This is a genomic window from Tumebacillus lacus, from assembly GCF_026410385.1.
Classification (GTDB): Bacteria; Bacillota; Bacilli; order Tumebacillales; family Tumebacillaceae; genus Tumebacillus; species Tumebacillus lacus.
Genome location: NZ_JAPMLT010000011.1, coordinates 96,221 through 122,565, shown reverse-complemented (window position 1 = coordinate 122,565; position 26,345 = coordinate 96,221). Strand labels below are relative to the sequence as shown.

Annotated in this window: 30 protein-coding genes; 7 read left to right on the top strand and 23 right to left on the bottom strand. The window is 58.2% G+C overall.

Annotated elements, in window-relative coordinates; all coding sequences use genetic code 11:
• Positions 1-86: 86 nt before the first annotated feature.
• Together OS242_RS16680 and OS242_RS16675 are read right to left on the bottom strand one after the other, a co-directional pair.
• On the bottom strand, positions 87-827 hold the full coding sequence (locus OS242_RS16680; protein ID WP_267152830.1) for a DsbA family protein: 741 nt from the start codon (positions 825-827) through the stop codon (positions 87-89).
• Between the two features lie 78 nt (positions 828-905).
• Positions 906-2,366, bottom strand: coding sequence for a tetratricopeptide repeat protein (locus OS242_RS16675; protein ID WP_267152829.1), 1,461 nt, complete (start codon positions 2,364-2,366; stop codon positions 906-908).
• Between the two features lie 211 nt (positions 2,367-2,577).
• Here OS242_RS16675 and OS242_RS16670 point away from each other — a divergent pair, with 211 nt between their 5' ends.
• Together OS242_RS16670 and OS242_RS16665 are read left to right on the top strand one after the other, a co-directional pair.
• Entirely contained in the window at positions 2,578-3,387 is an 810-nt protein-coding gene (locus tag OS242_RS16670) for a hypothetical protein (protein WP_267152828.1), read from the top strand.
• Positions 3,388-3,505: 118 nt separating this feature from the next.
• Entirely contained in the window at positions 3,506-3,817 is a 312-nt protein-coding gene (locus OS242_RS16665) for a S8 family serine peptidase (protein ID WP_267152827.1), read from the top strand.
• A 189-nt stretch (positions 3,818-4,006) separates the two neighbouring features.
• Here OS242_RS16665 and OS242_RS16660 read toward each other — a convergent pair whose 3' ends face one another.
• The 7 genes from OS242_RS16660 to accC all read right to left on the bottom strand — a co-directional run bounded on the left by OS242_RS16660 (position 4,007) and on the right by accC (position 10,226).
• Positions 4,007-4,540 carry a sugar O-acetyltransferase gene (locus OS242_RS16660; RefSeq protein WP_267152878.1) on the bottom strand — a complete coding sequence of 178 codons (534 nt, stop codon included), beginning with the start codon at positions 4,538-4,540 and terminating at the stop codon, positions 4,007-4,009.
• Between the two features lie 14 nt (positions 4,541-4,554).
• Positions 4,555-5,118, bottom strand: coding sequence for a DsbA family oxidoreductase (locus tag OS242_RS16655; protein WP_267152877.1), 564 nt, complete (start codon positions 5,116-5,118; stop codon positions 4,555-4,557).
• A 179-nt stretch (positions 5,119-5,297) separates the two neighbouring features.
• Positions 5,298-6,827: an acyl-CoA carboxylase subunit beta gene (locus tag OS242_RS16650; protein WP_267152826.1), complete on the bottom strand. Its 1,530-nt coding sequence runs from the start codon at positions 6,825-6,827 to the stop codon at positions 5,298-5,300.
• A 42-nt stretch (positions 6,828-6,869) separates the two neighbouring features.
• The gene (locus OS242_RS16645; RefSeq protein ID WP_267152825.1) at positions 6,870-7,703 is read right to left on the bottom strand and encodes an enoyl-CoA hydratase; all 834 of its coding nucleotides are present in this window, start codon (positions 7,701-7,703) and stop codon (positions 6,870-6,872) included.
• A gap of 20 nt (positions 7,704-7,723) precedes the next feature.
• Positions 7,724-8,632 (bottom strand): hydroxymethylglutaryl-CoA lyase, encoded by a 909-nt coding sequence (locus OS242_RS16640; RefSeq protein ID WP_267152824.1) that lies wholly within the window; start codon positions 8,630-8,632, stop codon positions 7,724-7,726.
• Positions 8,633-8,634: 2 nt separating this feature from the next.
• Positions 8,635-8,850, bottom strand: a complete 216-nt coding sequence (locus OS242_RS16635) for an acetyl-CoA carboxylase biotin carboxyl carrier protein subunit (RefSeq protein WP_267152823.1) — start codon at positions 8,848-8,850, stop codon at positions 8,635-8,637.
• Between the two features lie 29 nt (positions 8,851-8,879).
• A complete protein-coding gene (gene accC, locus OS242_RS16630) occupies positions 8,880-10,226 on the bottom strand; it encodes an acetyl-CoA carboxylase biotin carboxylase subunit (RefSeq protein ID WP_267152822.1) in 1,347 nt (448 codons plus the stop codon).
• A gap of 258 nt (positions 10,227-10,484) precedes the next feature.
• Here accC and OS242_RS16625 point away from each other — a divergent pair, with 258 nt between their 5' ends.
• From OS242_RS16625 to tpx, 4 genes are all read left to right on the top strand, one after another.
• The gene (locus tag OS242_RS16625; RefSeq protein ID WP_267152821.1) at positions 10,485-11,561 is read left to right on the top strand and encodes a hypothetical protein; all 1,077 of its coding nucleotides are present in this window, start codon (positions 10,485-10,487) and stop codon (positions 11,559-11,561) included.
• Positions 11,562-11,575: 14 nt separating this feature from the next.
• Positions 11,576-12,400 carry an alpha/beta fold hydrolase gene (locus tag OS242_RS16620; protein WP_267152820.1) on the top strand — a complete coding sequence of 275 codons (825 nt, stop codon included), beginning with the start codon at positions 11,576-11,578 and terminating at the stop codon, positions 12,398-12,400.
• A 40-nt stretch (positions 12,401-12,440) separates the two neighbouring features.
• Positions 12,441-13,223, top strand: a complete 783-nt coding sequence (ymfI, locus tag OS242_RS16615; protein WP_267152876.1) for an elongation factor P 5-aminopentanone reductase — start codon at positions 12,441-12,443, stop codon at positions 13,221-13,223.
• A gap of 104 nt (positions 13,224-13,327) precedes the next feature.
• Positions 13,328-13,846 carry a thiol peroxidase gene (tpx, locus tag OS242_RS16610; protein ID WP_267152819.1) on the top strand — a complete coding sequence of 173 codons (519 nt, stop codon included), beginning with the start codon at positions 13,328-13,330 and terminating at the stop codon, positions 13,844-13,846.
• Positions 13,847-13,908: 62 nt separating this feature from the next.
• Here tpx and erpA read toward each other — a convergent pair whose 3' ends face one another.
• The 7 genes from erpA to modA all read right to left on the bottom strand — a co-directional run bounded on the left by erpA (position 13,909) and on the right by modA (position 19,046).
• Entirely contained in the window at positions 13,909-14,271 is a 363-nt protein-coding gene (gene erpA, locus OS242_RS16605) for an iron-sulfur cluster insertion protein ErpA (protein ID WP_323372969.1), read from the bottom strand.
• Positions 14,272-14,361: 90 nt separating this feature from the next.
• A complete protein-coding gene (locus OS242_RS16600; protein WP_267152817.1) occupies positions 14,362-14,811 on the bottom strand; it encodes a hypothetical protein in 450 nt (149 codons plus the stop codon).
• A 64-nt stretch (positions 14,812-14,875) separates the two neighbouring features.
• Complete coding sequence (locus OS242_RS16595; protein WP_267152816.1) at positions 14,876-15,328, bottom strand: pyridoxamine 5'-phosphate oxidase family protein; 453 nt, start codon at positions 15,326-15,328, stop codon at positions 14,876-14,878.
• Positions 15,329-15,441: 113 nt separating this feature from the next.
• The gene (locus OS242_RS16590; protein WP_267152815.1) at positions 15,442-15,669 is read right to left on the bottom strand and encodes a DUF1450 domain-containing protein; all 228 of its coding nucleotides are present in this window, start codon (positions 15,667-15,669) and stop codon (positions 15,442-15,444) included.
• A complete protein-coding gene (gene typA / locus OS242_RS16585; RefSeq protein WP_267152814.1) occupies positions 15,648-17,486 on the bottom strand; it encodes a translational GTPase TypA in 1,839 nt (612 codons plus the stop codon). The genes OS242_RS16590 and typA overlap by 22 nt, the downstream gene beginning before the upstream one ends.
• A gap of 111 nt (positions 17,487-17,597) precedes the next feature.
• Entirely contained in the window at positions 17,598-18,263 is a 666-nt protein-coding gene (modB, locus tag OS242_RS16580; RefSeq protein WP_267152813.1) for a molybdate ABC transporter permease subunit, read from the bottom strand.
• Positions 18,264-19,046, bottom strand: coding sequence for a molybdate ABC transporter substrate-binding protein (gene modA, locus OS242_RS16575; RefSeq protein WP_267152812.1), 783 nt, complete (start codon positions 19,044-19,046; stop codon positions 18,264-18,266).
• A 129-nt stretch (positions 19,047-19,175) separates the two neighbouring features.
• Between modA and OS242_RS16570 the strand changes: the two genes are divergently transcribed.
• On the top strand, positions 19,176-20,045 hold the full coding sequence (locus OS242_RS16570; RefSeq protein WP_267152811.1) for an SDR family oxidoreductase: 870 nt from the start codon (positions 19,176-19,178) through the stop codon (positions 20,043-20,045).
• 316 nt (positions 20,046-20,361) lie between these two features.
• Here OS242_RS16570 and abc-f read toward each other — a convergent pair whose 3' ends face one another.
• The 7 genes from abc-f to OS242_RS16535 form a co-directional block, all read right to left on the bottom strand.
• Positions 20,362-22,272 carry a ribosomal protection-like ABC-F family protein gene (gene abc-f / locus OS242_RS16565; RefSeq protein WP_267152810.1) on the bottom strand — a complete coding sequence of 637 codons (1,911 nt, stop codon included), beginning with the start codon at positions 22,270-22,272 and terminating at the stop codon, positions 20,362-20,364.
• 103 nt (positions 22,273-22,375) lie between these two features.
• Entirely contained in the window at positions 22,376-22,516 is a 141-nt protein-coding gene (locus tag OS242_RS16560) for a hypothetical protein (protein WP_267152809.1), read from the bottom strand.
• Positions 22,517-22,573: 57 nt separating this feature from the next.
• Positions 22,574-23,074 (bottom strand): signal peptidase II, encoded by a 501-nt coding sequence (lspA, locus tag OS242_RS16555; protein WP_267152808.1) that lies wholly within the window; start codon positions 23,072-23,074, stop codon positions 22,574-22,576.
• A gap of 51 nt (positions 23,075-23,125) precedes the next feature.
• Positions 23,126-23,560, bottom strand: coding sequence for a GNAT family N-acetyltransferase (locus OS242_RS16550; protein ID WP_267152807.1), 435 nt, complete (start codon positions 23,558-23,560; stop codon positions 23,126-23,128).
• A gap of 118 nt (positions 23,561-23,678) precedes the next feature.
• The gene (locus tag OS242_RS16545; RefSeq protein ID WP_267152806.1) at positions 23,679-23,984 is read right to left on the bottom strand and encodes a ferredoxin family protein; all 306 of its coding nucleotides are present in this window, start codon (positions 23,982-23,984) and stop codon (positions 23,679-23,681) included.
• Positions 23,981-25,279, bottom strand: a complete 1,299-nt coding sequence (locus tag OS242_RS16540; protein WP_267152805.1) for an FAD-dependent oxidoreductase — start codon at positions 25,277-25,279, stop codon at positions 23,981-23,983. The genes OS242_RS16545 and OS242_RS16540 overlap by 4 nt, the downstream gene beginning before the upstream one ends.
• Positions 25,266-26,321 (bottom strand): electron transfer flavoprotein subunit alpha/FixB family protein, encoded by a 1,056-nt coding sequence (locus OS242_RS16535; protein ID WP_407702123.1) that lies wholly within the window; start codon positions 26,319-26,321, stop codon positions 25,266-25,268. The genes OS242_RS16540 and OS242_RS16535 overlap by 14 nt, the downstream gene beginning before the upstream one ends.
• Positions 26,322-26,345: the final 24 nt, after the last annotated feature.

Below are 26,345 nucleotides of genomic sequence, written 5' to 3'. Positions count from 1 at the left end.
AATATGCATGTCTGTAATATTATGTCTGCCTACTTATACTATCATGTTCCACTAATTAAATAAAGAGGTCCATAGGACCTCTTTAATCACATTTTTTTCAATTCCTCTTCGATAATCTTTTCCAACACTTCAACCGGCTGCGAACCTACTACGATCCGGTTGTTAATAAAGAAAGTCGGGGTGCCGGCGACCGTGTAGGAGTTGCCGTCCTCAAAGTCTTTTTGCACCTGTTGAATGTATTTTCTGGAGTCGAAGCAAGAATCGAACGTCGTCCGGTTCAGGCCGACTTCCGTAGCAATCGACTTGAGCACATCTTTGGACAGGGAGCCGCTGTCGCCCGCTTTTTCAAACGCGATGTCGTGATACTCCCAGAACTTTTGCTGTTCATTCGCGCAGGCGCTCGCCATTGCGGCATCGACCGCTCCGGCATGAATGGCGCTGATCGGGTAGTGACGCAGGACATGCTTGACTTGGTCTTTGTATTTCTCAAACACTTCATTGATTGCCGGTTTGGCCTGTTTGCAGAACGGGCACTCAAAATCGGTAAACTCGACGATTGTAACTTTCGCATTGGGGTTGCCGCGCAACGGGGAACCTTCGAACGTGACCGGGATCGGCGAGACTTCTGCTCCCGGCGCATCGGCTGCTTCCTCTGCATCGGCCGTTTCCGTAGACCCGGCGGCCTGACCGGTCGCAGGCGCGGTGTTCGTCGCGAGCGTCGCTTCGAGGTTGTTCAGTTTGTTCATCGTCACGATCATAAAGCCACCCTGCACGAGGACGAGGACGGCTAACAACAGCATCAGCGGGACGGCCAGTTTTTTCAGCATGTATGATTCCTCACTTTAAATCAGAATGTGGCGGAGAGGAGTATCCCCTCCGCCGGTGTTTCGGTACGAAATAAAAGATCAAGTGTTCGCGTTGTTGTAGTAGAACCAGTTTTCAGAGCCGCCGTTGCCGCAGACGTTCAGCGCTTCCAGGTAGCAGGAATACGGCTTGGTGCGCTTGGTGGTGCCGCCGAGGAAGGAGTGCGGAGTCTTGGCAGTCCAAGAGGTGGTGTTGCTCACGGCACCCGAGCAAGTCGCTGTGCAGTTGTTGGTGCTTGATTTGGTGCCCGACGGGCAGTAGCCGGTGTACGGGTCCGGGGTGGTTCCGTTGTAGACTTTGCTCGCCACCGAGTCGGTGGTCGCCGTGCGGGTGTTCGTGTTTACGCAGGTGTAGACGTCTTTGTAGGAGTTACATTTCAGGGACGTGTACGCGTAGGACTGGCAGATAACGTTTCGGTATTTCTCATCCTGCGTCGTACCGCTGTTGGTGGTGTACATGCAGGTCGCGCCGCTGACTTTGGTCGAGCCGCGGTTTACGCGTTGACGAACCGACCAACCGACTTGCGATTGACCACCGTAGGATTCGGTGGTTGCTTCGCAAGCGATAACCCAGGACAGGTTGACAGACGCAGTCGCTTGGATCGAAACATCGCCTTCAAAGCCGATGCCCGCTTGGTACTCGCTGCCTTCGATCTGGTAGCGTTTCGCTGCCGGGAAGGACTGGGAGAACTCGGTGAATTTGGCGTAGTGCGCTTTTGCTTCGTCGCCGCGGCCGAGCTTTTCCAGCGCGACGCCTTGCAAGAAGTGCATGTACTCGAAGTCTTCGCCGACGAGGATCGACTCGGTCAGCGCTTGTTCATAGCGGCCTTGATCGAGCAAAAATTCCGCATACGCAGCGTGCGCGTCGATATTGCCTGCCGGGCGGACTTCTTTCGCTTTTTTAAACAGACCGTCTGCTTTGTTCAGGTCGTTTTGCTTGACCAGAACTTTTGCGAGGTAGAGGTTGGTTTGGAAATCGTTCGGGAACTTCGCGAGGATGTCGTTGTAGTGCGCGACGACCGCGTCCAGTTGCCCGGCTTCCGTGCCCATCTCATCCAGCCACGGCACATAGTGCACGTCGCCTTGTGCCAGACCGTTTTGCGAAGCTTTCAGTTCGGCTGCAAACGCTTGCTTGGCGAGATTCTTATTGCCGGAATCTTTGAACTGTTTCCAGTACGCTTGTGCCAATTGCGTATGCGCGGTGCGGCTGTCCGGGTATTTCGCAGCCAGCTCTTGGAACTTTTCCAGTTCCATCGGCGTGCCTTTTGCCTTTTCGAGTTGCTGGAGCAGTTCCAGCGGCTCGTTGGCGTCCGGCAGGGACTTGGAACCGAGGTTCCCTTTCAGCGAATCGACGACATCTTGACTCAATTGCTTTTCTTGCTTTTGTTCGCTGACAGCCGGAGCTTGTCCGGTCGCAAGCGCGGCGTTGGCCAGATCCGCAGTCGCGGTCAGACCAATGAGGAGAGCTGTCATCACAAGACTGACGACTTTCCGTTTCACCATTTGAATCGCCTCCTTTTGGGATGTAGTTAATGTTGACACAGTAAATATAGCACGTTCTTATATTTGTGCAAGTATGTACAGTAATTAATTTGTAATTTTTCAGCATTTATCTTTACCCTTCTTCTCAAATTTGGCTGAAATTAGGAGAACTCGCACATACTATCCGAACGGTCACATCCTGTGAGCTTGCTGAAAGGAGGACGAGAGAAGCATGAATAAACGAATCTGGAGCACCGGGCTCGCGTTGTGTCTGGCGTTTGGCAGTTACTTTGCCATCGGTTACGCGGCAGACCCGGCCCCCTCTGCTGAGACATCGGAAACACCGTCGGACGGGTGGCGGATGGCGCCCTACCCGTCCGCCTTGTTGCCGTGCGGCGTGCAGGAATCGCTGACAGAAAACGAGATGCGCCGCCTGCTCAATCATGCGGAACAGTTCGCCGCAGGTACAAAACTCCCGGAGCTGATGGAACGCTCGCCAAACGGCAAACCGCTGGCGGCGACCGGGCTGCCCGCTGGCGCCGACATCACGATGGTCTACCGCACCGAACCTGCGAACGCGCCGAACGAAGTGCCGACCCTCGCTGTGGCGTTCGGCCGCGGGGTCAACGTGCTGGAGGCACACGGCCTCGTCTGGTATGACAACGGTGCGTGGAATTCGCAGCCCTACCCGCAAGCGGCCGATGACTTGACGAAAAAACGGCAGACCGTGCTGGCAGAAGGCCCGCTTTGCGGCGGCGTGGTGACGGAGTTGCACCAAGAAGGCAATCTGATGGCGGCCGTCGTGCGCTACGGACAGACTCAGATCGGTCATGAGGTGCACTTGTTGCAGCGCACCGGCAAGGGCTGGCGTCTGGTCTGGGCTCCTGAGTACAAGCGATGGCAGGAGCTGTGGGGCGCGGATGTAAAGTTTCAAAAAGGCATTGAACAGTTCACGGTGACCCGCCGGGACATGCAAGATGAGACCAAGATCACGGAGGAAGTCTGGGCGTTGAAAGGGCTCGGATACGAGCGGGTGAAATAAAGGGAATGCCGGCATCTGCAACCCGCTCGGATGCCCGCCGAAGCTCGACATTGAGATCCCGGAAGCGGTCAACCCGGATGAAGGGTGCCCGGAATGCGCGAACCTCTATGACAAATTGATGTACGCCGCCGGCATCATCCACGAACTCTACCCGTCCGACCTCACCGCGATCGGCAAATGGTCGCAGACGGCGATCATCGACAGCGACATCGTTACCGCCGGTCTCCAAGGTCAACTGGCTCGAGTCAGCGGCTCCTCGATGAGCTCCGCCGCTCTCGCCGGTGCCGCCTCGCTGATCTGGTCGACCAACCCGGAGATGGGAGCGAAAGAAGTCATGGAACGCATCGCCTACTCCTCCCAAGAGATCGCCGGAACGGGTGAGTATTGGAGCAACGGCATGATGGATCTGGAGAAGGCACTGAACTATTAAAATAAAAACAACTCCTACAACTATCACGAAAGAGTCGACCTCTGCGGATGTCGGCTCTTTTGTTCAAAATGGGGAGAATGAGAGAGCAATCAGCGGATAACGACACAATTAAGATTCTTATTATTTTGAATACTTCATATTTAAAAAGGCTGTCGAGATCAGACTCGACAGCCTTTCTTGCCGTTTCCCTTACAGTTCACGAATCACGCGGCACGGATTCCCTGCGGCAAACACGCCTGCCGGGATGTCCTTCGTGACGACGCTGCCTGCCCCGATGGTGGTGTTGTCCCCGATGGTTACACCGGGACCGATGATCGCACCGCCGCCGATCCAGACGTTGTTCCCGATGGTGATCGGCTTGCCCAATTCAGGACCTTTGATGCGTTCGCTGGCTACCAGCGGATGGGTCGCCGTGTACACCTGCACATTCGGGCCAAACAGCACGTTTTCGCCGATGCGCACTTCGCAGACGTCGAGGAGGACGCAGTTGAAGTTTGCATAGAAACCGTTGCCCGCGTGGATGTTGTAGCCGTAGTCACAACGGAACGGCGGCTCGACCTCGATCTGCCGCCCAGTCGACCCGAACAGTTCGCTGAGCAGAGTACGTCGTTGTTCGGTCTCGTCTTCCGTCGTAGCATTATAGAGCCGGGTGAGACGACGAGCGTTTTTCCGCTCGCTCACCAGTTGCGGGTCGCTGGCCAGGTAGAGCTCGCCTGCCAGCATTTTTTCCTTCTCGGTCACTCCGCCTGCTCCTCCGCCGCGATCTGCCGCAGCGCAGCCCGCATCCGGTCGAGCGGCTGTGCACCGACGAGCGCGTATTTGTTGTTGATAACAAACGTCGGCGTGCCGGTGATGCCGTAGTGGTGGGCGAGATCCAGCGTGGATTCCAGACGCGGCAGATACCGGCCGTCCTCCAGCGCCGCTCGCAGCTCGTCCGCGTCGAGGCCCGCTTTTTGCGCGAGTTCGACCAGCAGTTCCACCTCGCCGATGTCACGCGTCTCGGTGAAATAGGCGTGGAAGATCAACTCATGATACTCGTCAAACTTGCCATGTTCGCGGGCAAACTCCCCCGCTTCCAGCGCCTTGCGGGAGTTGGACAAGACTTTCATCGTGCCAAAATCAATCCCATACGGCGCCCCCGAGCGACGCAGATTCGCATACATCGCCTCACGGTCAAACCCCGGAAACTTCTCCTCCAGCAACACACCTTCTTGCGGCGTCCCCGGATGAATCTCCATCGGCAACCACTCATCCTCGATCTCAAACTCTTTCTTCAACTCGTCGACAAGACCCTTGCCGATATAGCAAAACGGTCAGATGTAGTCGGAGTAGATCTGGAAATTGAATTTCATAAAGTTGTGACCTCCTATTCGTGATCTGGACTTTCTCTTACGATACGCCTTCTCATACAGAAGAGCAAGAAAGCTACGACACAAAAAGCCTCTCCCCAAGTTAGGAGAAAGGCTTGATGAAAGCATCCTTACACCGGATACACCGGATGCTTGCGATCCGTAAACGGAGCGTATTTGCTGCTGTACACCTCGAAGCGCTTCGACAGCTCGTTGCGGAGGTCGTTCGGGTCGACGATGCCGTCGATGATCATTTCGCTCGCCAGCTTGTAGATGTCGATGTCTTCACGGTACTCTTCGCGCTTGGCTTCGATGAAGGCCGCACGCTCTTCTTCCGGCAGTTCGGCGATCTTGTTCGCGTAGACGGCGTTGACAGCCGCTTCCGGGCCCATGACGGCGATGGATGCGGTCGGGAGTGCGAGGCATGCGTCCGGTTCGAATGCCGGGCCTGCCATCGCGTAGAGACCTGCGCCGTATGCTTTGCGGACGACGACGGAGATCTTCGGTACCGATGCTTCGGACATCGCGGAGATCAACTTTGCACCGTGGCGGATGATGCCGGCGCGCTCGACTTTGGTGCCGATCATGAAGCCCGGCACGTCCATCAGGAAGAGCAGCGGGATGTTGAACGCGTCGCAGAGGTTGATGAACTTCGCTGCTTTGTCAGCCGAGTCCACAAACAGGACGCCGCCTTTGACTTTCGGTTGGTTAGCGATGATGCCGACCGGTTGGCCGTCGATGCGGCCGATGCCGGTGATGAGCTCTTGGGCGAACAGTTTCTTGATCTCAAACCAGGAGTTCTCATCGATCAGGCGGTTGATCAGGTCGTGCATGTTGAACGGTGCGTTCTGGTTGGCCGGGATGATCTCAGCCAGCGATTTTTCAAACTCCTTCGGTGCCAGCGCTTCTTTGACCGGCGGCTTTTCGGAGTAGTTTTGCGGGAAGTAGGTCAGGTACTGACGCGCTGCCGCAATCGCTTCTTGCTCGTTTTTCGCGAGCACATCGCCCACGCCGGAGATCTGGCAGTGCATGCGTGCGCCGCCCATCTCTTCCAGCGAGACTTTCTCGCCGATGACCATCTCCGCCATCCGCGGCGAGCCGAGGTACATCGACGCGTTTTTGTCGACCATGATCACGATGTCGCAGAACGCCGGGATGTACGCGCCGCCCGCAGCCGACGGGCCGAACAGGACGCAGACCTGCGGCATGCGGCCGGAGAATTTGACTTGGTTGTAGAAGATGCGGCCGGCACCGCGACGGCCCGGGAACATCTGGATCTGGTCGGTGATGCGGGCACCGGCCGAGTCGACGAGGTAGATCATCGGGACGTTGAGCTTTTCTGCGGTCTCTTGGATGCGCAGGATCTTCTCAACGGTGCGGGAACCCCAGGAGCCCGCTTTGACGGTGGAGTCGTTTGCCATGACGGCAACGATGCGGCCGTCGACTTTGCCAAGGCAGGTGACGACGCCGTCAGCCGGAAGATCGCCGGCCGTGTAGTTGGCAAACAGCGCGTCTTCCACTTCAAAGTCGTCGTCAAAGAGCAGGCGCAGGCGGTCGCGGACGAACAGCTTGCCTTGCTCTGCGTTTTTCTCATGGTATTTCGGAGCGCCGCCTTGTTTGACGCGCTCGATGCGTTCACTCAGCACTTTATCAAAAGTCATTCCGGGTAAATCTCCTCTCGGGGCGGTCAAACGACCAAACGGTCATTCGCCTTTGTAGACAGGGGGACGTTTTTCTTTAAACGCCTTGAGTCCTTCCAAGCGGTCCTGCGACGGCAGGATGACTTCGTACGCGTTTTGTTCGATCGACAGGCCGGTGGCGAGGTCGACTTCGACACCTTTGTTGATCGCCAGCTTTGCCTGACGGACGGCCATCGGGCCGTTTTTGGTGATCTCGCGGGCGAGTTCGTACGCTTTGGGCAACAGGTCTCCAGCGGAGGTGACGTAGTTGACGAGGCCGATCTGCTCGGCTTCCTCAGCTCCGATGCGGCGGGCGGTCAGGATCAGTTCCTTCGCCTTCGCCACGCCGATCAGACGCGGCAGACGCTGCGTGCCGCCCGCTCCCGGGATGATCGCCAGCGCGGTCTCGGTCAGGCCAAATTTGGCGTTGATCGACGCGACGCGCAGGTCGGCCGCCAGCGTCAGCTCGGTGCCGCCGCCAAACGCGACGCCGTTTACAGCGGCGATGACCGGTTGCGGCATCGCTTCCAGCTCGTTGACGGCCGTGCGGATCAGGTTGATATGCTGGCGGGTCTGCGGCATATCCATCTGACCGCGCTGAATCAGGTCAGCACCGGCGCAGAACGCCTTCTCCCCCACCCCGGTGACGACGATGACGCGCGCTTCGGGGTCAAATTTCAACGAGTAGAGCGCGTCGATAAACTGTTCCAGCATCTCGACAGACAGCGCGTTGTGCGCTTCGAGACGGTTTAAAGTGACGGTCGCGATGCCTTCCGCGAGCTCGACAGTGACGAGGCCTTTTTTCTCCTCGGAAAGCGGCACCTCGCGGAAATTGCGGATGTTCGGATCAAACGGCATGTGGAAAATTCCCCTTTCGCTTACTCGCAGGTCGCGCGAACGGTCTGCAAGGTGTGGCTCGGCAGCGGCCGCCCGATCCGGTTTTCGATAAACTTCGCCGACTCGATCATGAGGCCTTGGTCGACGCCGGTGGAGATGCCCATGCCGTGCAGCATGTAGAGCAGATCGTCGGTCGCAAGGTTGCCCGACGCGCCCGGCGCATACGGACAGCCGCCAAGACCCCCGAGCGCGCCGTCAAACGTCGTGATGCCCATGTCGAGCGACGCGAGCACGTTGGCAAGCGCGGTGCCGCGCGTGTTGTGGAAATGCATCGCGATTTTTTCGGCAGGCACGAATTTTAAGAGTTCTTCGAGCACTTCGTAGACCTGCGCCGGGTTGGCCACGCCGATGGTGTCGCCGACCGACAGCTCGTGAATGCCCATGTCGAACAGTTTTTGCGCGACGTAGACCGCCTGTTTGACGTCCGTTTTGCCTTCATACGGGCAACCAAAGACGGTAGACAGGTAACCGCGGACGATCTTGCCCGCTTGCAACGCCTGATCGACCGTCTCTTTCAGCACCGGGAACGTCTCGTCAATCGACTTGTTGATGTTCTTTTTGTTGTGCGCTTCGGTCGCCGACATGAACACGGCCACCTCGTCGAGGTCAGCCTTGAGAGCGCCCTCCAGTCCGCGCAAGTTCGGCACCAGCGCGGAGTAGGTAACGCCTTCCACCCGTTCGATGCCTTGAGCGACTTCCAGGCTGTCTGCGAGCGGCGGAATCCATTTCGGGTTGACGAACGAGGTGATCTCGATGTGTTTCAACCCGGTGCGGCTCAGTTGGTTGATCCACGCGATCTTGTCCTCGGTCGACACGACCGTCTTTTCATTTTGCAAGCCGTCACGAGGTCCGACTTCCTTGATCGTGACGGCGTTCGGCCAGTTCTTCATGATTAGTCTTCTACGACGACCAGCACGTCGCCTTCGTTGACAAAGCCGCCTTCTTCCGCGCGGACTTCTTTGACGATGCCGCCAAAGTCTGCGGAGATCGGGATCTCCATCTTCATCGATTCGAGGATGACGACGTCTTGGCCCTCTTCGACGGTGTCGCCCGGTTTTACGAGTACTTTCCAAACGTTGCCTGCCATGCTTGCGGTGATTTCAGTCATTGTGTATGTCCTCCTTAGGGATCGCTCTGCTATTTTTTCTGCTGAATGTGTTTTGCCACAAAATCGGTGGTCGTATCCCCCGCGCGGAACGCCTCGTGCGCCATCACGTCGCGCAGCATCGGGATGTTGGTCTTGATGCCTTCGACGTGGTAGTTCTCAAGCGCAGCCTGCATGCGTGTAATCGCTTCCAAACGGTCGTTCCCTTTGACGATCAGCTTGGCGATCATCGGATCGTAGAACGGCGTGACTTTGGAGCCTTCGCCGACGGCCAGCTCGTTGCGGACGTGCTCGCCCTGCGGCGCTTCGAAACGGGTGATCGTGCCAGGGCTCGGGAAGAACGTCTTCGGGTCCTCGGCGTAGATGCGCACTTCGATGGCATGGCCTTCGAGCTTGATGTCGTCTTGACCGTAGCCGAGCGACTCGCCGTATGCGATGCGCAGCTGCTCCGCGACGAGGTCGAGGCCGGTGATCTCCTCGGTGATCGGGTGTTCGACCTGGAGACGCGTGTTCATCTCAAGGAAGTAGAAGTTACGGTGCTTGTCGACCAAAAACTCGATGGTGCCGGCGTTGCTGTAGCCGATCGACTTGGCCGCGCGGACGGCCGCCTCCCCCATCTTTTGACGCAGTTCCGCATCGAGGAACGGGGACGGAGCTTCCTCCACGACTTTTTGGTGACGGCGCTGGATCGAGCATTCGCGCTCCCACAGGTAGACGGTGTTGCCGTCTTTGTCGGCGAGGATCTGCACTTCGACGTGGCGCGGCTCCTCGACAAACTTTTCGATGTACATCGCGTCGTCGCCGAAGAATTGCTTAGCACGGTTTTGGTTGCCCGCGTACGCTTTGCGCAGCTCGTCGTCGCTGTGGCAGACCTGCATGCCGATGCCGCCGCCGCCGCCCGATGCTTTCAGCATGACCGGGTAGCCGATCTCGTTCGCGACGGTGACGCCTTCTTCCTCGTCGATCAGCGGGCGGGTGATGCCCGGCACGACCGGGACGCCAGCCGCTTCCATCGCTTTGCGGGACTCGATTTTGGAGCCCATCGCGGCGATCGCTTCGGTGGACGGGCCGATGAAGGTGATGCCGGCCGCCTCGCAGCTTTTGGCAAAGCCGGTGTTTTCGGACAGCAAGCCGTAGCCCGGGTGAACCGCCTCGGCTCCGGTCTCTTTGGCGATCTCAAGGATCCGGTCAACGTTCAGATAGCTCTGTGCGACCGGCGGTGCGCCGACGAGGAACGCTTCGTCCGCCAGTTTGACGTGCGGGGCTTCCGCGTCAGCCTCCGAATATATACCGACCGTTTGGATGCCTAATGCTTTACAGGTTCGAATGACACGGCAAGCGATCTCGCCGCGGTTCGCGATCAAAATTTTACGGAACACAGGGCAAACCCTCCTAGAATCTGCGCGCCCTCTTCCGGGAATCGTACCCATGAAGGGGTGAGCAGGAACATGAAAAATGAACGAATCATCACTCATTTTTTATCGTATACAACCGTTCAGGGTTGCGTCAAGGACTTGACGCCGCATTTTAGAGGAAGAATCTCAGTAATTGAACAGAAAGAAGGGCAAACCCGCTCTCCAGAGCGGGGTCCGCTCAGTGAAAACGGCGATGTTGTCAATGATGCAGAAAATTCGCCCTTGTTGACCGACGATGCGCTGGAGACGGGCGGGGTGACGTTTGGGTCGGCTTCGTTTACAGTGCCGCAGTTCGGTCCGGTGCTGACCGGTGCCCCTGCGAACGACAAGATGATTCGCAGAAGCTACGGCGAGTACCTGCGTCCGGATAAACACACGCAGGGGGACGAGGAAGATCTGCCGAGGCAAAATTCCAATCTGCACCGGTACAACCGCGGCATCGACCCGGTGTATCGGATCACTGTGGACGTGCAAAACGACGAGGAGGCGAAGATAGCGATGGATACGATGAAAAAGCATGGCGGGCTTGTGGAGCGAGAGCAAGGAGGGCAGGTGTCGGATACGACGGGGATGACCACGTCGGACGGGACGGCGACGGGCGGGTCGACGGTGAGCCGTGCGTCGGCTGACGACATGAATGCCGGAGCACGCCACGAAGGCTCGCAAGCGGCGCGCACGGGCGGCATGACGGGCGCGGAGGACGAGGGGGCGACCGAGGCTGATCTGCTGACGGACGGCGGCGTGAGCGACCTCGTGGCGGCCGATCCGGGCGTGATCGACCCGATCTCCATCGCCGCGATGCTCACACCGGGCGGTGTGCCTGCGCCGCTCGTGGGGATGTACGGGGAGGAGAAGGAAAATCGGGAGGTTCAAAACGGCGCAGAGGAAGCGGATCGAGCGAATGCAACAAATGCGACACGCGCAGATGACACGGTGGAAACTTCTTATCATACGGCCAATTTGACAGATCCCTATCCCTACGACCAAATGGATGCCCGCGATGCGTCGTTTTTTACGTCTGCGAACGCGGGGTACGGCACCGCAGAGGATGGGAAATTAACCTATAATGTCGGTCACGACACGCTGGAGCCTCCGGGCGATGAACGAAAAGACGGCGTTCCGCAGGTGACGAGCGAGGAGCGCCGCCGGTCAGCCCGCCGCGACGGCTACACGCTCGATCCGCTGGCTCCCCTCTCGCCGCAGAACTTTGTCGATCCGAACATCGGCTACGGCGATTTCAACCTGATCGATCCGCTGGCTCTCTCCCCTGACGTGGAGGACAGCACGCCGGGCCATTAAAGGAGGAATCGGACGTGCCGAGATTTGAACACGAAGGTATCTCCCATTTCTACACCGACGTGGGCCAAGGCGATCCGCTCGTGTTCATCCACGGGCTCGGCCTCTCGCACCAAAACTGGATCGCCCAGGCTCCCGTCTTTTCCACTCGCTACCGAATGGTCACCTACGACTGCCGGGGTCACGGCGGCACCGGCACGACCAAAGGCAAGCTGTCGATCCGCGATCTGGCCGGAGATCTGCTCGCGTTGCTCGACCACCTCGGCATCGAACGCGCCGTGTTGATCGGCTACTCGACCGGCACGTTGATCGCCCAGAGCTTCGCCGTCAACCACCCGGACCGCACCGCCGGCATCTGCTGCATCGGCTCAATCGACCGCGTCAACAATCTCTACTTGCGCGTGCGCATGGATTTCTCCCGCTGGATGATCCACTCCAAACTGCACAAAGCCCTGGCCTACTCGGTCGCCACGTCCAACGCGAAAAATCTCGTTCAGCGCGGCTTTTTCTACCGCATCGCCAAACGCGCCGATCCGACGGAAAGCGTCCAGATGATCGAAGCCTCGCAGGAGTTTCTGCACGAGCACGACATCACAAAGATCACCTGCCCGACCCTGCTCGTTCACGGCAAAAAAGACAAATCCTCCGGCACCAATGCGGCCGCATTGACCGAAAAGATCCGGCATGCCCAGATCTCCGTCGTCGACGGGGTCAACCACGCCGTCGCCACGCGGGCAGCCGACGCGTTCAACGCCGTGCTGGAGGAATGGCTGCAAGGTCTCGATCTCCGCGCCGGGGAGTCGCAGAAACGGGCACTCCCGCTTCCTCATATGGTAGAATGAGGAGATCCAGCAAGCAAAGGGAGCGGAACGAAATTTGGATATGCTATCATACGGAACACCAGCAGGAACCCAGCCCTACCGCCCCCTGCACGGTCACAACGCGATCGTGACAGGGGCATCGCGCGGCATCGGGCGGGCGATCGCCTTGCACTTGGCCGCCGCCGGTGCGAACGTGGTGATCAACTATCGGCAAAACGAAACGCTGGCGGTTGACGTCGTCTCGACGTGCCGCCAGTTTGACGTACAAGCGCTTGCCGTGCGGGCGGACGTGTCGCAGGCACAGGAGGTCGCTTCGCTCGTGCAAACCGCCGCTGTGAACATCGGCCCGCCGACGATCCTCGTCAACAACGCCGGGATCGCCCGCTCCGGGCTGCTGCTCGACACGACGGAGGACGAGTGGGACGCGCTGATGAACGCCAATCTCAAATCGCCGTTTCTCTGCGCCAAAGCGGTCCTGCCGTACATGATCCAAAACGGCTACGGCCGGATCATCAACATCTCCTCGATCTGGGGGCTGGCCGGCGGATCGTTTGAAGTGGCCTACTCCGCCTCCAAAGGCGGCCTGATCTCCTTGACCAAAGCGCTGGCCAAAGAGATGGGCCCGTCCGGGATCACCGTCAACGCAGTCGCCCCCGGCGCAGTGCAGACCGACATGCTCGGCCATCTCGACCCGGAGGCTCTGCAGATGCTCGCCGAGGAGACGCCGGTCGGCCGCCTCGGCACCCCGGAGGACGTCGCTGCTGCTGTGCTGTTTCTCGCTTTGCCCACGTCGTCGTTCATCACGGGACAAGTCCTGTCCCCCAACGGCGGGCTGATCACGTGATCAGCCTCACATTTTTACAGTCCTATGATGAAAAATCGATAGGATTAGGGTAAGATAGTGTTTGTACATATTTCTCTCTACAAGAAAAAGGAGGATGTTCGCTCATGACGCAACTCGCAGAACGTCAAACCGTTACCTTTAAAGGTGGCACCGTCACCCTCGTTGGCAACGAAGTAAAAGTAGGCGACCAAGCACCGAACTTCACCGTGCTGGCAAACAACCTGACCCCGGTCACCTTGGAAGACTCCAAAGGCTCCGTCCGCATCATCTCCGTCGTGCCGTCTGTTGACACCGGCGTATGCGATGCACAAACCCGCCGCTTCAACGAAGAAGCAGCTAACCTCGGCGACGTGAAGATCCTCACCGTCTCCGTCGACCTGCCGTTCGCACAAGGCCGTTACTGCGGCGCTGCCGGCATCGAGAACGTGCAAACCCTCTCCGACCACCGCGACCTGTCCTTCGGTCACGCGTACGGCGTTGTGATCAAAGAACTGCGCCTGCTCGCTCGCGCTACCTTCGTCATCGACAAAAACGACAAGCTCGTGCACGTCGAATACGTGCCGGAAGTCACCACCCACCCGGACTACGAAGCAGCCATCGCAGCAGCGAAAGCAGCTCTGTAATTCCTGAAACGCACATAAGAAAAAGCCTACCCTTGCGGGTAGGCTTTCTTTGTTTGCTGCGATTAGGAGCAAGCGCCCGGAGCGCCCGCGTTGTCCTTCGTGCGGAAGGAAGAACCGCAACCGCAGGTGGACGACGCATTCGGGTTTTCGATCTTGAAACCGGCACCCATCATCGAGTCGACATAGTCGACTTGTGCGCCTTCCAGGTACTGACGGCTCATCTCATCAATCACGATCTTTACGCCTTCTTGTTCGAAGACTTGGTCGGTGTCCTTTGCACGGTCGAGTGCCATGCCATAGGAGAAACCGGAGCAACCACCGGATTTGATGTAGATACGAAGAGCCAGTTGGTCGTCCTCTTTCCCGGCCAGCAGGGAAGTGATCTTCTCAGCAGCACTATTCGTCAACGTTACCAAATGACCCACCTCCTCTCTTCATCTTGCACTAACAGGATACCCGATATGCTGTCAAATGTACAGTGGGCTTCCATACAGTAACAGGAGTCAAGTCGTGTCCTAGCGGCGAATCATATAGAAGCACGACTCGCGATTGTCCCACGCCGTCTCCGCCATCTCCATCGAGATGTCACCGCGGGATACAAGGCTGTACAGTTGGGCCAGACTCTCAATCGCGACGATCTTGCGGTTCATTTTGTTAAGATACCAGTCGCCGTTTTCGTTCAGCTCCACCTTGCCCGCATAGGCCAGATTGAGCCGGTCGGAGAGATCGTCTCCGATAAAGGTCTCGATCACAGCCGTGTACTTGTACGCCGAGTCGATGAACAGCATCCGCCGCGTCTCCTGACCGCCGAGTTTCGCCTCGGCGAGCTTCTCCAGAGCGTTGATCATCTTGTCAGCAGCCTCAGACTGCTTGTACTCCTGATACAGATCGGTCACGTCTTTGCCGGCAGCGTCAAACACCTTGCCGTTTTTCATCGTCAGCGGGTAAGAAAATGGCTTATCCATTGTACGTCCCTCCTTTGGAGTTCGTGGAGATGTGGAAGATCCGCGCAGAATCTTCGAGTATGTATTAGCGGCGCAAAGCCGTGTAGACTTCGGTGTCGTATTTCTCAGCGAGTGCTTTGTCATATGTCTTTTCAAATCCCGGCTCGGTCGTCAGTTTACCGCCGTAGAACATCACGTCGTACACCTGCTCGACTTTGATCTCCACGCCCGCCATGTTCAGCGCGACGCCTTCGAGATTGTCTGTGTACTTGCTGGCCGTGCCCATGATCGCGTACGCAGAACCGGCTCCCAGCACATTGACGGTGACGCGTTTGTCTTTTTCAATATTTTTGAGCAGTTGCGAACGTCCGTCGACTGCCAGTCGGATCGTCGACGCGTCGGTGGCGAGCAACCAAGAAATGCAGAGGATGTTCGGCGAACCGTTGTCCGCATCGATGGAAGCGAGAGACACGATCCGCTCTCCCTGCAGGTAGTCGACCAGTTCCTTGGAGAGTGTGTTCATCAATTTTTCAGCCATGCGAGAGAACCCCTTTCGAACAAGCTTTCTACCAGTCATTATAACATCTTTTACCTGTTCCCATACGTCACGCCAAAAAGACCCTCTCACAGGTGCGAGAGGGTCTTTCCGGGTCAATCGGCGAGCAATTTCGTCAGCAGTTCCTCGGGAGTTGCTGCGGTGACGATCTCGTCATCGACGATGGCAAAGGGACGAACGGCACACTCGCCGCAGTTGGTCAGACAGCCGTAGCGACTGACGCTCCACTCCGGGCGCTTCTCACGCAGTTCGTGGATCATTTCCATCCCGAACGTCATGAGATTGCCGTTGCAAAAGTCGACTATACGTTTTGCTTCGCCCATTTCTTTTCTTTCTCGAAGCGCTCACGCTCGTTCTTCTTCAGGTACTTCTTGCGCAGACGCACCGACTTCGGCGTGATTTCGCAGTACTCGTCGTCGTTGAGGTATTCGAGTGCTTGCTCCAGCGACATCAGGCGCGGAGCTTTCAGGCGGGTCGTGTCGTCCTTCGTCGCGGAACGGACGTTGGTCGCCGCCTTGGTTTTGCACGGGTTGACGGTCAAGTCGTTGTCGCGGTTGTGTTCGCCGACGATCATGCCTTCGTACACCTCGGTGCCCGGCTCGATGAACATGACACCGCGATCTTCCAGACCTTCGATGCCGTAGTAGGAAGCGGTGCCGGTCTCAGCAGCCACGAGGACGCCTGCGTGACGGCCTTCGATGTCGCCTTTGGACGGCATGTAGCTGTGGAACGAGTGGTTCATGATGCCAAAGCCGCGGGTGATCGTCAGGAACTCGGTGCGGAAGCCGATCAGGCCGCGCGCCGGGATCAAGAACTCAAGGCGCACGTTGCCGGTGCCGTTGTTGATCATGTTGGTCATGTCCGCTTTGCGAAGGCCGAGGCGTTCCATCGCCGCGCCGGTGTACTCTTCCGGCACGTCGACCACGAGGTGCTCGTACGGCTCGGAGAGGACGCCGTCGATCTCGCGGAAGATAACTTGCGGCTTGGAAACGGCCAGCTCGAACCCTTCGCGGCGCATGTTCTCGATCAGGATCGACAGGTGGAGTTCACCGCGGCCCGAGACGATGTACGCGTCCGGCGAATCGGTTTCGTCAACACGCATGGAAACGTCCGTCTCCAGCTCCGCGAACAGGCGGTCGCGCAGTTTGCGCGACGTGACGTGCTTGCCTTCTTGACCTGCGAACGGCGAGTCGTTGACGATGAACGTCATCTGCAGGGTCGGCTCGTCGATGTGCAGGAGCGGCAGAGCTTCCTGATGATTCAGGTCGGCGATGGTCTCCCCGACGTTGATCTCGCCAAGGCCTGCGAAGGCGATCAGATCGCCCGCTTGCGCTTCTTCGACTTCGACGCGGGCGAGGCCCGAGAAGCCGAACAACTTGACCACGCGCTGGCGTTCAACTTTGCCGTCGCGCTTCATGACAGCGACTTGGTCGTTGACGCGAACAACACCGCGATGGACGCGGCCGATGCCGATGCGGCCGAGGTAGTCGTTGTAGTCCAGCATGTTGATCTGGATCTGCAGCGGCTGATCCGGGTCGACGTTCGGAGACGGGATGTGTTCGACGATGGAGTCGAACAGCGGCTTCATGTCGGTGCCCGGCTGCGTGTGGTCGAGCATCGCGTAGCCGTTGATCGCCGACGCGTACACGACCGGGAACTCGAGCTGGTCTTCGTTTGCATCCAGTTCGATGAACAGGCCGAGCACTTCGTCGATGACATCGTCCGGACGCGCGGTCGGACGGTCGATCTTGTTGACGACGACGATCGGGGTCAGGTTTTGCTCGAGGGCTTTGCGCAGAACGAACTTGGTCTGCGGCATGACGCCTTCAAACGCGTCGACGACGAGCAGTACGCCGTCAACCATCTTGAGGATACGTTCTACCTCGCCGCCGAAGTCGGCGTGGCCAGGGGTGTCGACGATGTTGATGCGGTAGTCGCCGTAGTCGACAGCGGTGTTTTTCGCGAGGATCGTGATCCCGCGTTCTCTTTCCAGGTCGTTCGAGTCCATAACGCGTTCGACGACCTGCTCGTTTGCCCGGTAGATACCGGACTGCTGGAGCAATTTATCGACGAGGGTTGTCTTCCCATGGTCAACGTGGGCAATGATCGCAATATTGCGAAGCCGTTCTTGATGCTTCATAAGTTCCTCCCAAAAGTCAAAAATAAACCGTTTTGTAAGCACACTTTACCCATTGTGCCATACTTGCCAAATTCCCGCCACTACTAAAACGTAACATTTTCTTTTTTTGGTCTAGACCTTGTGGCTATCTTTCCACTTCCCGGCCCTTTGAATGATCCATAAAAAAAGGAAGGACAGGAGAAATAAACAGATCACCCACCGCCACGCCAACGACGTGCTGCCCGACTCCACAGCGTTGTATATGCCAAGCGGCAGGGTTTGTGTGCGACCGGGGATGTTGCCCGCCACCATCAGCGTCGCGCCAAATTCACCGAGTCCGCGCGCGAAACTGAGCAGCACGCCGGACAACAACGCGGGCCATGCCAGCGGCAGCGTAACATGCCAAAACACTTGCCAACCGTTTGCTCCGAGCGTTTTCGCGACCGCTTCCAGATCCGGGTCGATCAGTTCAAATCCGGACTTGGCCGCTTGATACATCAGCGGAAAGGAAACGACGGTCGACGCGATCACCGCCGCATACCACGTGAACAGGATTGTCTGCCCCTCTGGCAACAGCGAGCCGATGCCTTGTTTGCCAAGCAGCATCAACAGCCCAAACCCGACCACCGTCGGCGGCAAGACCATCGGCAGCAGCAACAGCGTCTCCACCATCGATTTCCCGGGAAACGTCCGCCGTGCCAGCAAACGACCGGCCAACAGTCCGAGCAGACCCGCAAACACCGTCGACCACAGTGCGACTTGCAAGGAGAGACGGACAGGCGACCAGAACTCGTCCATCTACCGGTCCTCTGCTTTCTTGAAGCCGTGCTTTTGCAAGATCTCTTGCGCATGCGGCCCAGTCAAATAGCGGATCGTCTCGCGGACTGCATCCGGGTGTCGGGTCGCCTTGATCCCGGCGAGCGGATAGATGATCGGCTGGTGGCTGCCTTCCGGAGCCGTCGCCACCACACGCACTTTATCCGATCCCTGTGCGTCGGAGCGGTAGACGATGCCGGCCTGCACATCACCGCGCTCCACATAAGTCAGCACTTGGGTGACGTCCTTGGTCCAGACGGCCCGGGACTTTACCGAATCCCAGACATTCAGTGTCTCCAATGTTTGCTGTGCATATTGCCCGGCAGGCACAGTTTCCGGCGTTCCGACGGCGATTTTTTGCACTTTTGCTTCGCCTAGGCTTTTAAACGTGATCACATCGCTCTCCTCCGCCTTAGGCAAGACCAGCACCAGTTCGTTGCCGGCCGCATCACGGCGCGTACCGTCGAGAAGCAGTCCCTTTTTTTCGAGTGCGTCCATCTGCGCCACGCCTGCGGACCAGAACAGATCGGCAGGCGCGCCTTGCTCGATCTGCTTTTGCAACGCCCCCGACGAGCCGAGGTGGATCGTCAGACGCAGTTTGGGATATTCCCGTTCAAAATCGGCGCGGATCTGCCCAAGCGGCTGCCCGAGCGATGCAGCGGCGGAGAGGATGATCTCCGTTTTTTCTTCAGAAGAATCAGAACAAGCGGCTGTCAATACCGCCAACGCGAGAGCAGCGAACATTTGCCCGGCTCCTTTACTCATTGGAAAACCTCCCGCTCGCAGAATTCATGAGATAAATTCTACCAAGCGAAGAGGTTTCCGGCAATGAACGATTTCCCAACCTTCCACATATACCCATAGCATACGATTCTGCCAAGGAGGCTGTCTCTTATGCCCGACTCGCAAGATCTGCCGAAACAATTCCCACCCCAGCATCAGGACTTTCACCCTGGGTTTGAATATCTGATGGAGCCGCGCCCGATCTCGGAAGATCCGAACTATCGGGGCAGCGGCAAACTCAAAGGCAAAGTCGCGATCATCACCGGCGGTGACTCCGGGATTGGCCGCGCCGTCGCCTATGCATTTGTAAAAGAAGGAGCGACTGTGGTCATCGTCTATCTGAACGAGCACCGGGACGCGATGGAGACCAAAGTACGGATCGAGCAACTCGGCGGACGCTCGCTCTTTCTCGCGGCCGACATCACTTCGGAAGACAACTGCCGATGGATCATCGACGAGACGATCCGCCGGTATGGGCAGATCGACATCCTCGTCAACAACGCCGCGGTGCAATACGTCGCCGAAGGTCCCGAGGAGATCTCGACGGAGCAGTGGATGCGGACGTTTGCCGTCAATATCTTTGCCCCGTTTTTCCTGACCAAAGCAGCCTTGCCCCATCTGCAACGCGGCGCGTCGATCATCAATACGGACTCCATCGTCGCCTATCGCGGTCAAGAAAAATTGCTCGATTACTCGTCGAGCAAAGGGGCGTTGCGCGTCTTCACCTACACCTTGTCTTTGCAACTGGTCGACCGCGGCATTCGCGTCAACGGCGTGGCACCGGGGCCGATCTGGACGCCGCTGATCCCGTCGTCGTTCTCCGCCGAAGAGGTGGCAAAGTTTGGCCGGGAGGTGCCCTACAAACGTGCGGGGCAGCCGTTCGAGCTCGCACCCGCCTACGTGTATCTGGCGTCGGACGATTCCACGTATGTGAGCGGCCAGATGATCCACGTCAACGGCGGCGCGATTGTAAACGGGTAACGCACGAAAAAAAGCCGGTCCGCTGCAAATAGGCGGTCCGGCTTTTCTATAAGAAACGATCCTCCGTTACGAATCGGCTTGTTCTGTGCTTTGTACATTCGTATGAGCTTGATCTCTCTGACTGTCTGTATCTGTTACGGTCTTGTTGGTTCCGTTCATCCAAACGGCCGCGACGACTACCAAAGCAAATGCCAAAACAAACAACGGCCATCTTCTCACTGCTTCTCCCCTCCCCCTGAGTTCCCCTGTAAATTATAGACGATTGTCAGGGGGAGAGGTTACATAGTAGTTCTTTCCATCCTGTTAACGTTTTGTGTCAAACGCCCGATTCGCCTTCCAGTTCCATCCACTGCTCGAATGCGTTGTCGTACTCCTCCTGCGTCTCCTCCCGCTGACGGCAGAGATCGGCCAGCAGGGCGGCATCTGTAGCGTGGGCCGGGTCGGCGATGGACGAGTCGAGCCCAGCGATCTTCGCTTCCAGAGCGGTGAGCGTCTCTTCGAGACGAGCTTTGACATACGGGTTGACGCGTTTTTTCTCTTCCGGCTCCGGCGCAACGATGACCGGTTGCTCAGCCTGCACAGGCGCAACGGCAACGACAGAATCGGGACGCTTTTCCAAATAATAATGGAAGTTGCCCTCATAGCGGGTCAACTGTCCCGCTTCCAGCGACCAGATCTTCTGCACGAGGGAGTTGATGAAATAGCGGTCGTGCGAGATCACCAGCACCGTGCCCGGATAGTCTTCCAACGCTTCCTCCAACGCCTCGCGGGACGGGATGTCGAGATGGTTGGTCGGTTCGTCGAGCAAGAGCAGATTGGGCCGCTCATACATCAGCAACGCCAGTCGCAGACGGCTCCACTCGCCGCCGGAGAGGTTTTTCACCGCTTTGAACACGCTCGCCCCGTAGAAGAGAAACCGCGCCAGTTCCCCTCGCGCCCTTCCCTCTTCCATGCGGGCTTCTTCCCGGAAATACTGCAACACCGTCTTGTCATCGCTCTCCGGCGCTTGCTCCTGCGCCAGGTAGCCGACTGCGACGTTTGCCCCGAGCGTCACCCGACCTGCGTCCGGTCGGAGTTGGCCGAGCAACAGTTTGAACAGCGTACTTTTACCCGCGCCGTTTGCGCCGATCAGGGCGATGCGCTCACCGTAAACCAATCGCTCAGACAGTCCATTGAACAAGGTGCGCGTGCCGAACGTTTTGGTCACCTCGTCAAAGACGGCGACCTGTTTACCGGAGCGTCCTTCCATCTGGAGTTGCAGGTCCATCTGCCTGCGCTCCATCACCGGCTTTTTCACGCGCTGGATGCGGTCGAGCGCCTTTTGCATCGACTGGGCGCGGCGGAAAAACTTTTCGTTGCTGCCCCGTCTCCCCCATTCGTACAGCTGTTTGATCGTCTCTTGCATCTTGTTGATCTTTTTCTGTTGCTCCTGATACTCGTTGAACAGTTGCAGGAGCCGCTCTTCTTTTTCCTGCTGATAGGCGGTGTAATTGGTGTGATAGATCGCCGCTTCGCCATCCTCGATCTCGATCACTTTGGTCACGACCTGATCGAGAAACCAGCGGTCGTGCGAGATGACGACAAACGTGCCCGCATAGCCCCGCAGATACTCCTCCAGCCACTCGACCGCATGCATGTCGAGGTGGTTGGTCGGCTCGTCGAGCAGGAGCAGGTCCGGCTGTTCGATCAAGAGCGCGGCGAGACCGACCTTGGTCTTTTCCCCGCCGGACAGGGACGCAAACGGGCGGTCATACTGCGCCTGTGCGATGCCAAGACCGTGCGCGACGCGCTCGATCTGCGCCTCCATCTCATAGCCCCCGGCTCGCTCAAACGCCTCCCGCAGCCGGTCATACTCGGCGAGCACCTGAGCCAGTCGCGCTTCGTTTTCGTAGACATCCGGCTCGGTCATCTCTGCTTCGAGCACGGTGATGCGCGCCTGCCAGCTCCGCACCTCTTCATAACCGCGAGCCAGCACTTCGTAGACGCGGGTGCCGTCGCGATAGTCGGGGACTTGCGCCAGCGAGCCGATTCGCAGCCCTTTGCGGATCGTCAGAAGACCGCTGTCGGGCGTCGTCTCGCGGGTGAGCATTTTAAACAACGTCGATTTGCCCGCGCCGTTTGCGCCGATCAGCCCGACGCGCTCGCCTTCGCGGATTTCAAACGTGAGTTCGGACAGCACGAGTTGCGCGCCGTAATATTTTTGAACTTGTTGGCAGTTGATGATCATGGGAAATGCCTCCTCCGGGTCTACCGGCCAAGGCCTGACGGGTACAAAAAAAGACTGCGGGAACATCTCCCGCAGCCTTTGTCAACCGATGTATCCGTTGAGGTCAAGGCAGGATGAAATGCGCCTGTTGATCGTTGAATGGGGTAAAAAAGGACAGACGGGTCCCGTTGAAGGCTGCACGGGTTGCGGGTACGAACAGATGTTCCAATCTTTTGATCTGTTCGCTCAGTGCGTTGCGATTCATCCTGCCTCACCTCCTCTCAAGTACTGGTTACCCACCAGTATACATGATCTTTCCAAATCAGGAAACGACTTTTTGCTCGTTTTGTTGCTCTTCCTTGACATATCGCCTCCGGGAACGCCAGAGACCGAACAAGCCGATGTACAGCCCCCAGCGGATGCCTTTGTCGGCGATGTTGTAGATGTAGTCTTCCGAGACCGGATCGATAAAGTCGATCACATAATGGTAACAGACGCGGTCGAACAGATTGCCCAGCGCGCCGCCGATCATCAGGCCAAGGCCGGTCAACAGCCAGATGTTGGCATCGTGGTCGCCCCGATGGACAAACCACAGGATGCCTGCGATGGCGATCACCGAGATGAAGATCAGCATTTCGACATGGCCGCTGAGCACGCCGCCCGCAGCACCTGTGTTGTGATACAGCGTCCACTCGTACCAGTCGCGAATGCCCGGCACGCTCTCGCCGAGGGAGAGCGTCGATTCCGCCCAGACCTTGGTCACCCGGTCGAGTGCAAAGATGAGTGAGGCGGCCAACCAAAACAACGCGTAGTTCTTCCTCATCTGCCCGACTCCCCCTCGTCGTGTGTCAGATTGAATTCGATACGGAATTTCCTATACGGACTTTTCCATTCTCACATGCAGGATGCCCGCCTCGTAAAACGGTTCCGATGTTGTCGTGTAGCCGAGCTTTTTATAAAATTCCTCGGCGTGTGTTTGCGCTTCCAACACGAAATGCGTGTAGCCTTTCGCCTTGCCAATCTCTTCGAGAGCGGCCATCACCTTGCGTCCGTAGCCGCCGGTGCGCGCTTCTTTCAAGACGGCGATCCGCTGCATTTTGCCCGTTCCCTCGCCGTAGGGCAGGATGCGTCCCGTCGCGACCGGGCGACCTTGATCGTCCAGAGCGAGCACGTGGGTGCAGACCGATTCGTACTCGTCGATCTCCAGGTCCTCCGGCACGTTTTGCTCGTCGATGAACACGGTGCGGCGGATGTCCAGCGCCTGATTCATCTGTTCTTCGTTGGTGATTTCAAAGGTGTGTGTAGACATATGTATACCTCCCTGACGCGCTTCATAACACCTAGTGTAATCAATTTTCTGAATAAATAAAAGGACGACTCGCGAAATACGAGCGTCCTCTCGGTCCTGCCTGATTCTGTTGTGTCGATCAACCAAATTTGTAGGTGATGCCGTAGCCGCCTTTCGGGTAGACCCACTCGATGTTGTAGGTCGGGCAGCCGATGCGGCAGGTGCCGCACTCGATGCAGTTCTCAAACGCGACATGGGTGGTCAGATCGCGCCAAGAGTAGACATCGGCCGGACAAAAATCGTTGCACTCCTTGGTCTCGCACTTCATGCAGACCTCTTGGTCCTTGATGATCAGGTGGGAGATGTCGTCCACCTTGTAGCGGATGGTGAACAGTTTCTCCTCGATCGAAGCGCCTTTTTGCGGTGCCGCTTTCTCTTCGCTCATCCGTTGATCGCCCTCCAGCCTTTCCAGCCGAGCTTGAGCAGATCCCATGTGCCGCCGGCCGTCTCTTTGATGTGGTTGATGGCAAACCGCTGCTTCTCCGCCTTCGTCCTTCCGTCGACGTTCAGCATCTCAAACGCCGCCTCGTTGACCGCCTTGGGCAACTGGGAGAACAGGAGCTTCGGATCGATCTCGTTCAGGAGCCCGTGCAGACCTTGGTATTTCTTGAGGTCTTTGCGGATGAATGAGGCGGCCACTTGGCGGTCGTAGTGCGACAGAGCCGCCCGCGAGTAGTCGCCTTTTTGCTTCGCCGCGATGATCGTTTCCCCGGCATAGCGGCCCGACGTCATCGCGAGGTTGGTCCCTTCGCGGTGGACAAAGTTGACCAACTGCGCTGCGTCGCCGCAGATCACCCAGCCGTCGCCCGACAGTTGCGGCACCGCTTTCAAGCCGCCTTCCGGGATCAGGTGACCGGCGTATTCCTTGGTCTCGCCGCCTTGGATCAGACGACGGATCGCCGGGTGCTGCTTGGCCTGCTCCAGCAGTTGGTACGGTTTGACGCGTGTGCGCTTGAGATCGGAGACCATCACGCCGATCCCGAGCGAGATCGACTCCTTATTTGTATACAGGAATCCAAGCCCCGTCATGCCGCCCGATGTCTCACCGACAAACTCGATGGTCGCCCCTTCGTCGCCTTCGAGGTTAAATCGGTCGAGGATCTTTTCCTTCGGCAGGAAGATCTGCTCTTTGACCGCCAGCGACACTTGATCCGGCTGCCACTCTTGGTGGACACCGAGCGCTTTGCCGAGCAGCGAGTTGACCCCGTCGGCGATGACCACGACGTCGGCGTAGAGATCGCCGTGCTCGCGGTCGGTGCGCACGCCGACGACCTTGCCGCCTTCGCGGATCAGTTCCGTCGCCACCGTCTCGTAGACGGGCAGTGCTCCTGCCGCCACGGCGCGCTCGGCAAACCACTGGTCAAATTTGACGCGCATCCCGGTCCAGCAGTTCGGGCTTTTGAACGCTTCGTTGCGATGGCCGAGCTTGGTCACCGCGTCTTTGCCCATGATCCAGAGATTTTGCTCGATGATCTGGCGTTCGACCGGTGCGTTTTGCCACTCGTCCGGCAGAATGTCTTCGAGCTGACGGCGGTAGAGCACGCCGCCGAACAGATTTTTCGCACCGGGGAACTCCCCCCGTTCAAGCAGGACGACCGACAGACCGGCCCGCGCCATCGTCATCGCCGCAGCAGCTCCAGCCGGACCCGCCCCGACGACGACCGCATCAAATTTTTCCATGAGTGACTCCCTCCTGTGCCGAGGACTGCGGGATCAACACGCGCTTTTCCTTGACAGCCGCCGTAAGCGCCGGAATGATCTGGAACAGGTCGCCGACGATGCCGTAGTTGGCCGTTTTAAAGATCGGTGCATCCGGGTCGCGGTTGATCGCCACGATCAGGTCGGAGTTTTGCATGCCGACCAGATGCTGCACCGCGCCGGAGATACCGACGGCGATGTAGAGTTTCGGGCGCACGGTGTAGCCGGTCTGCCCGACTTGGTGCTTGTGCTCGATCCACCCGGCGTCGACCGCTGCGCGGGATGCGCCGACCACGCCGCCGAGCGCGTCGGCCAGATCTTGCAGCATTTTAAACGGCTCCGGCCCGCCAAGACCCCGTCCGCCCGCGACGATGATCTCGGCGTCTTCGAGGTTGAACCGCTCCGTCTCTTCGATAAATCGCAGCACTTTCGCGGCGATCTCCTCTTCCTTCATCGTGTTCTCGACGGTGATCACTTCGCCGGTGCGCGTCGTGTCGCGAGGCAGCGCTTCGAACACCCCGGCGCGGGTGGTCGCCATCTGCGGTCGATACTGCTTGCAGAGGATCGTCGCCAGCATCTTCTCGGAAAAAGCCGGCCGGGACGCCAGCAGCAGGCGGCTCGGATGCGGCTCGACATCAAGGATCGTGCAGTCGGCCGTCAGCCCCGTCGGCAGATGCGTCGCAATCGCGCCTGCGAGGTCGCGTCCTGTCGCCGTCGCGCCTTGCAGCACGATCTCCGGCTTGACGTCGCGCAGTACTTGCAAACAGACGCGGGAGTAAGGACGCGTGCGGTAGTCTTTCAGCTCCGGCGCGTCGCTGACGTACACTTTGTCCGCTCCGTAGTAGATCATCTCTTCGGCCAGATGGCGCACATCATGACCGATCACCAGCGCCATCAGTTCCGTTTCCAATTTGTCAGCCAGTTTGCGCCCTTCCCCGAGCAATTGCAGGGAGACGCTGGCCGCTTTACCTGCCCGCTGCTCGACGACGATCATCACGCCCCGGTAGTCCGACCAGTCCGGCATGTCGTCCGCCGCTTTCTTTTTGTT

Bases quoted from the DNA above. Each gene is read 5' to 3' on its own strand.
- OS242_RS16680 (WP_267152830.1), bottom strand. From the start codon at position 827: ATGCTGAAAAAACTGGCCGTCCCGCTGATGCTGTTGTTAGCCGTCCTC.
- OS242_RS16675 (WP_267152829.1), bottom strand. From the start codon at position 2,366: ATGGTGAAACGGAAAGTCGTCAGTCTTGTGATGACAGCTCTCCTCATT.
- OS242_RS16670 (WP_267152828.1), top strand. From the start codon at position 2,578: ATGAATAAACGAATCTGGAGCACCGGGCTCGCGTTGTGTCTGGCGTTT.
- OS242_RS16665 (WP_267152827.1), top strand. From the start codon at position 3,506: ATGTACGCCGCCGGCATCATCCACGAACTCTACCCGTCCGACCTCACC.
- OS242_RS16660 (WP_267152878.1), bottom strand. From the start codon at position 4,540: ATGCTGGCAGGCGAGCTCTACCTGGCCAGCGACCCGCAACTGGTGAGC.
- OS242_RS16650 (WP_267152826.1), bottom strand. From the start codon at position 6,827: ATGACTTTTGATAAAGTGCTGAGTGAACGCATCGAGCGCGTCAAACAA.
- OS242_RS16645 (WP_267152825.1), bottom strand. From the start codon at position 7,703: ATGCCGTTTGATCCGAACATCCGCAATTTCCGCGAGGTGCCGCTTTCC.
- OS242_RS16640 (WP_267152824.1), bottom strand. From the start codon at position 8,632: ATGAAGAACTGGCCGAACGCCGTCACGATCAAGGAAGTCGGACCTCGT.
- OS242_RS16635 (WP_267152823.1), bottom strand. From the start codon at position 8,850: ATGACTGAAATCACCGCAAGCATGGCAGGCAACGTTTGGAAAGTACTC.
- ymfI (WP_267152876.1), top strand. From the start codon at position 12,441: ATGCTATCATACGGAACACCAGCAGGAACCCAGCCCTACCGCCCCCTG.
- tpx (WP_267152819.1), top strand. From the start codon at position 13,328: ATGACGCAACTCGCAGAACGTCAAACCGTTACCTTTAAAGGTGGCACC.
- OS242_RS16600 (WP_267152817.1), bottom strand. From the start codon at position 14,811: ATGGATAAGCCATTTTCTTACCCGCTGACGATGAAAAACGGCAAGGTG.
- OS242_RS16595 (WP_267152816.1), bottom strand. From the start codon at position 15,328: ATGGCTGAAAAATTGATGAACACACTCTCCAAGGAACTGGTCGACTAC.
- OS242_RS16590 (WP_267152815.1), bottom strand. From the start codon at position 15,669: ATGGGCGAAGCAAAACGTATAGTCGACTTTTGCAACGGCAATCTCATG.
- typA (WP_267152814.1), bottom strand. From the start codon at position 17,486: ATGAAGCATCAAGAACGGCTTCGCAATATTGCGATCATTGCCCACGTT.
- modB (WP_267152813.1), bottom strand. From the start codon at position 18,263: ATGGACGAGTTCTGGTCGCCTGTCCGTCTCTCCTTGCAAGTCGCACTG.
- modA (WP_267152812.1), bottom strand. From the start codon at position 19,046: ATGAGTAAAGGAGCCGGGCAAATGTTCGCTGCTCTCGCGTTGGCGGTA.
- OS242_RS16570 (WP_267152811.1), top strand. From the start codon at position 19,176: ATGCCCGACTCGCAAGATCTGCCGAAACAATTCCCACCCCAGCATCAG.
- abc-f (WP_267152810.1), bottom strand. From the start codon at position 22,272: ATGATCATCAACTGCCAACAAGTTCAAAAATATTACGGCGCGCAACTC.
- OS242_RS16560 (WP_267152809.1), bottom strand. From the start codon at position 22,516: ATGAATCGCAACGCACTGAGCGAACAGATCAAAAGATTGGAACATCTG.
- lspA (WP_267152808.1), bottom strand. From the start codon at position 23,074: ATGAGGAAGAACTACGCGTTGTTTTGGTTGGCCGCCTCACTCATCTTT.
- OS242_RS16550 (WP_267152807.1), bottom strand. From the start codon at position 23,560: ATGTCTACACACACCTTTGAAATCACCAACGAAGAACAGATGAATCAG.
- OS242_RS16545 (WP_267152806.1), bottom strand. From the start codon at position 23,984: ATGAGCGAAGAGAAAGCGGCACCGCAAAAAGGCGCTTCGATCGAGGAG.
- OS242_RS16540 (WP_267152805.1), bottom strand. From the start codon at position 25,279: ATGGAAAAATTTGATGCGGTCGTCGTCGGGGCGGGTCCGGCTGGAGCT.
- OS242_RS16535 (WP_407702123.1), bottom strand. From the start codon at position 26,321: ATGCCGGACTGGTCGGACTACCGGGGCGTGATGATCGTCGTCGAGCAG.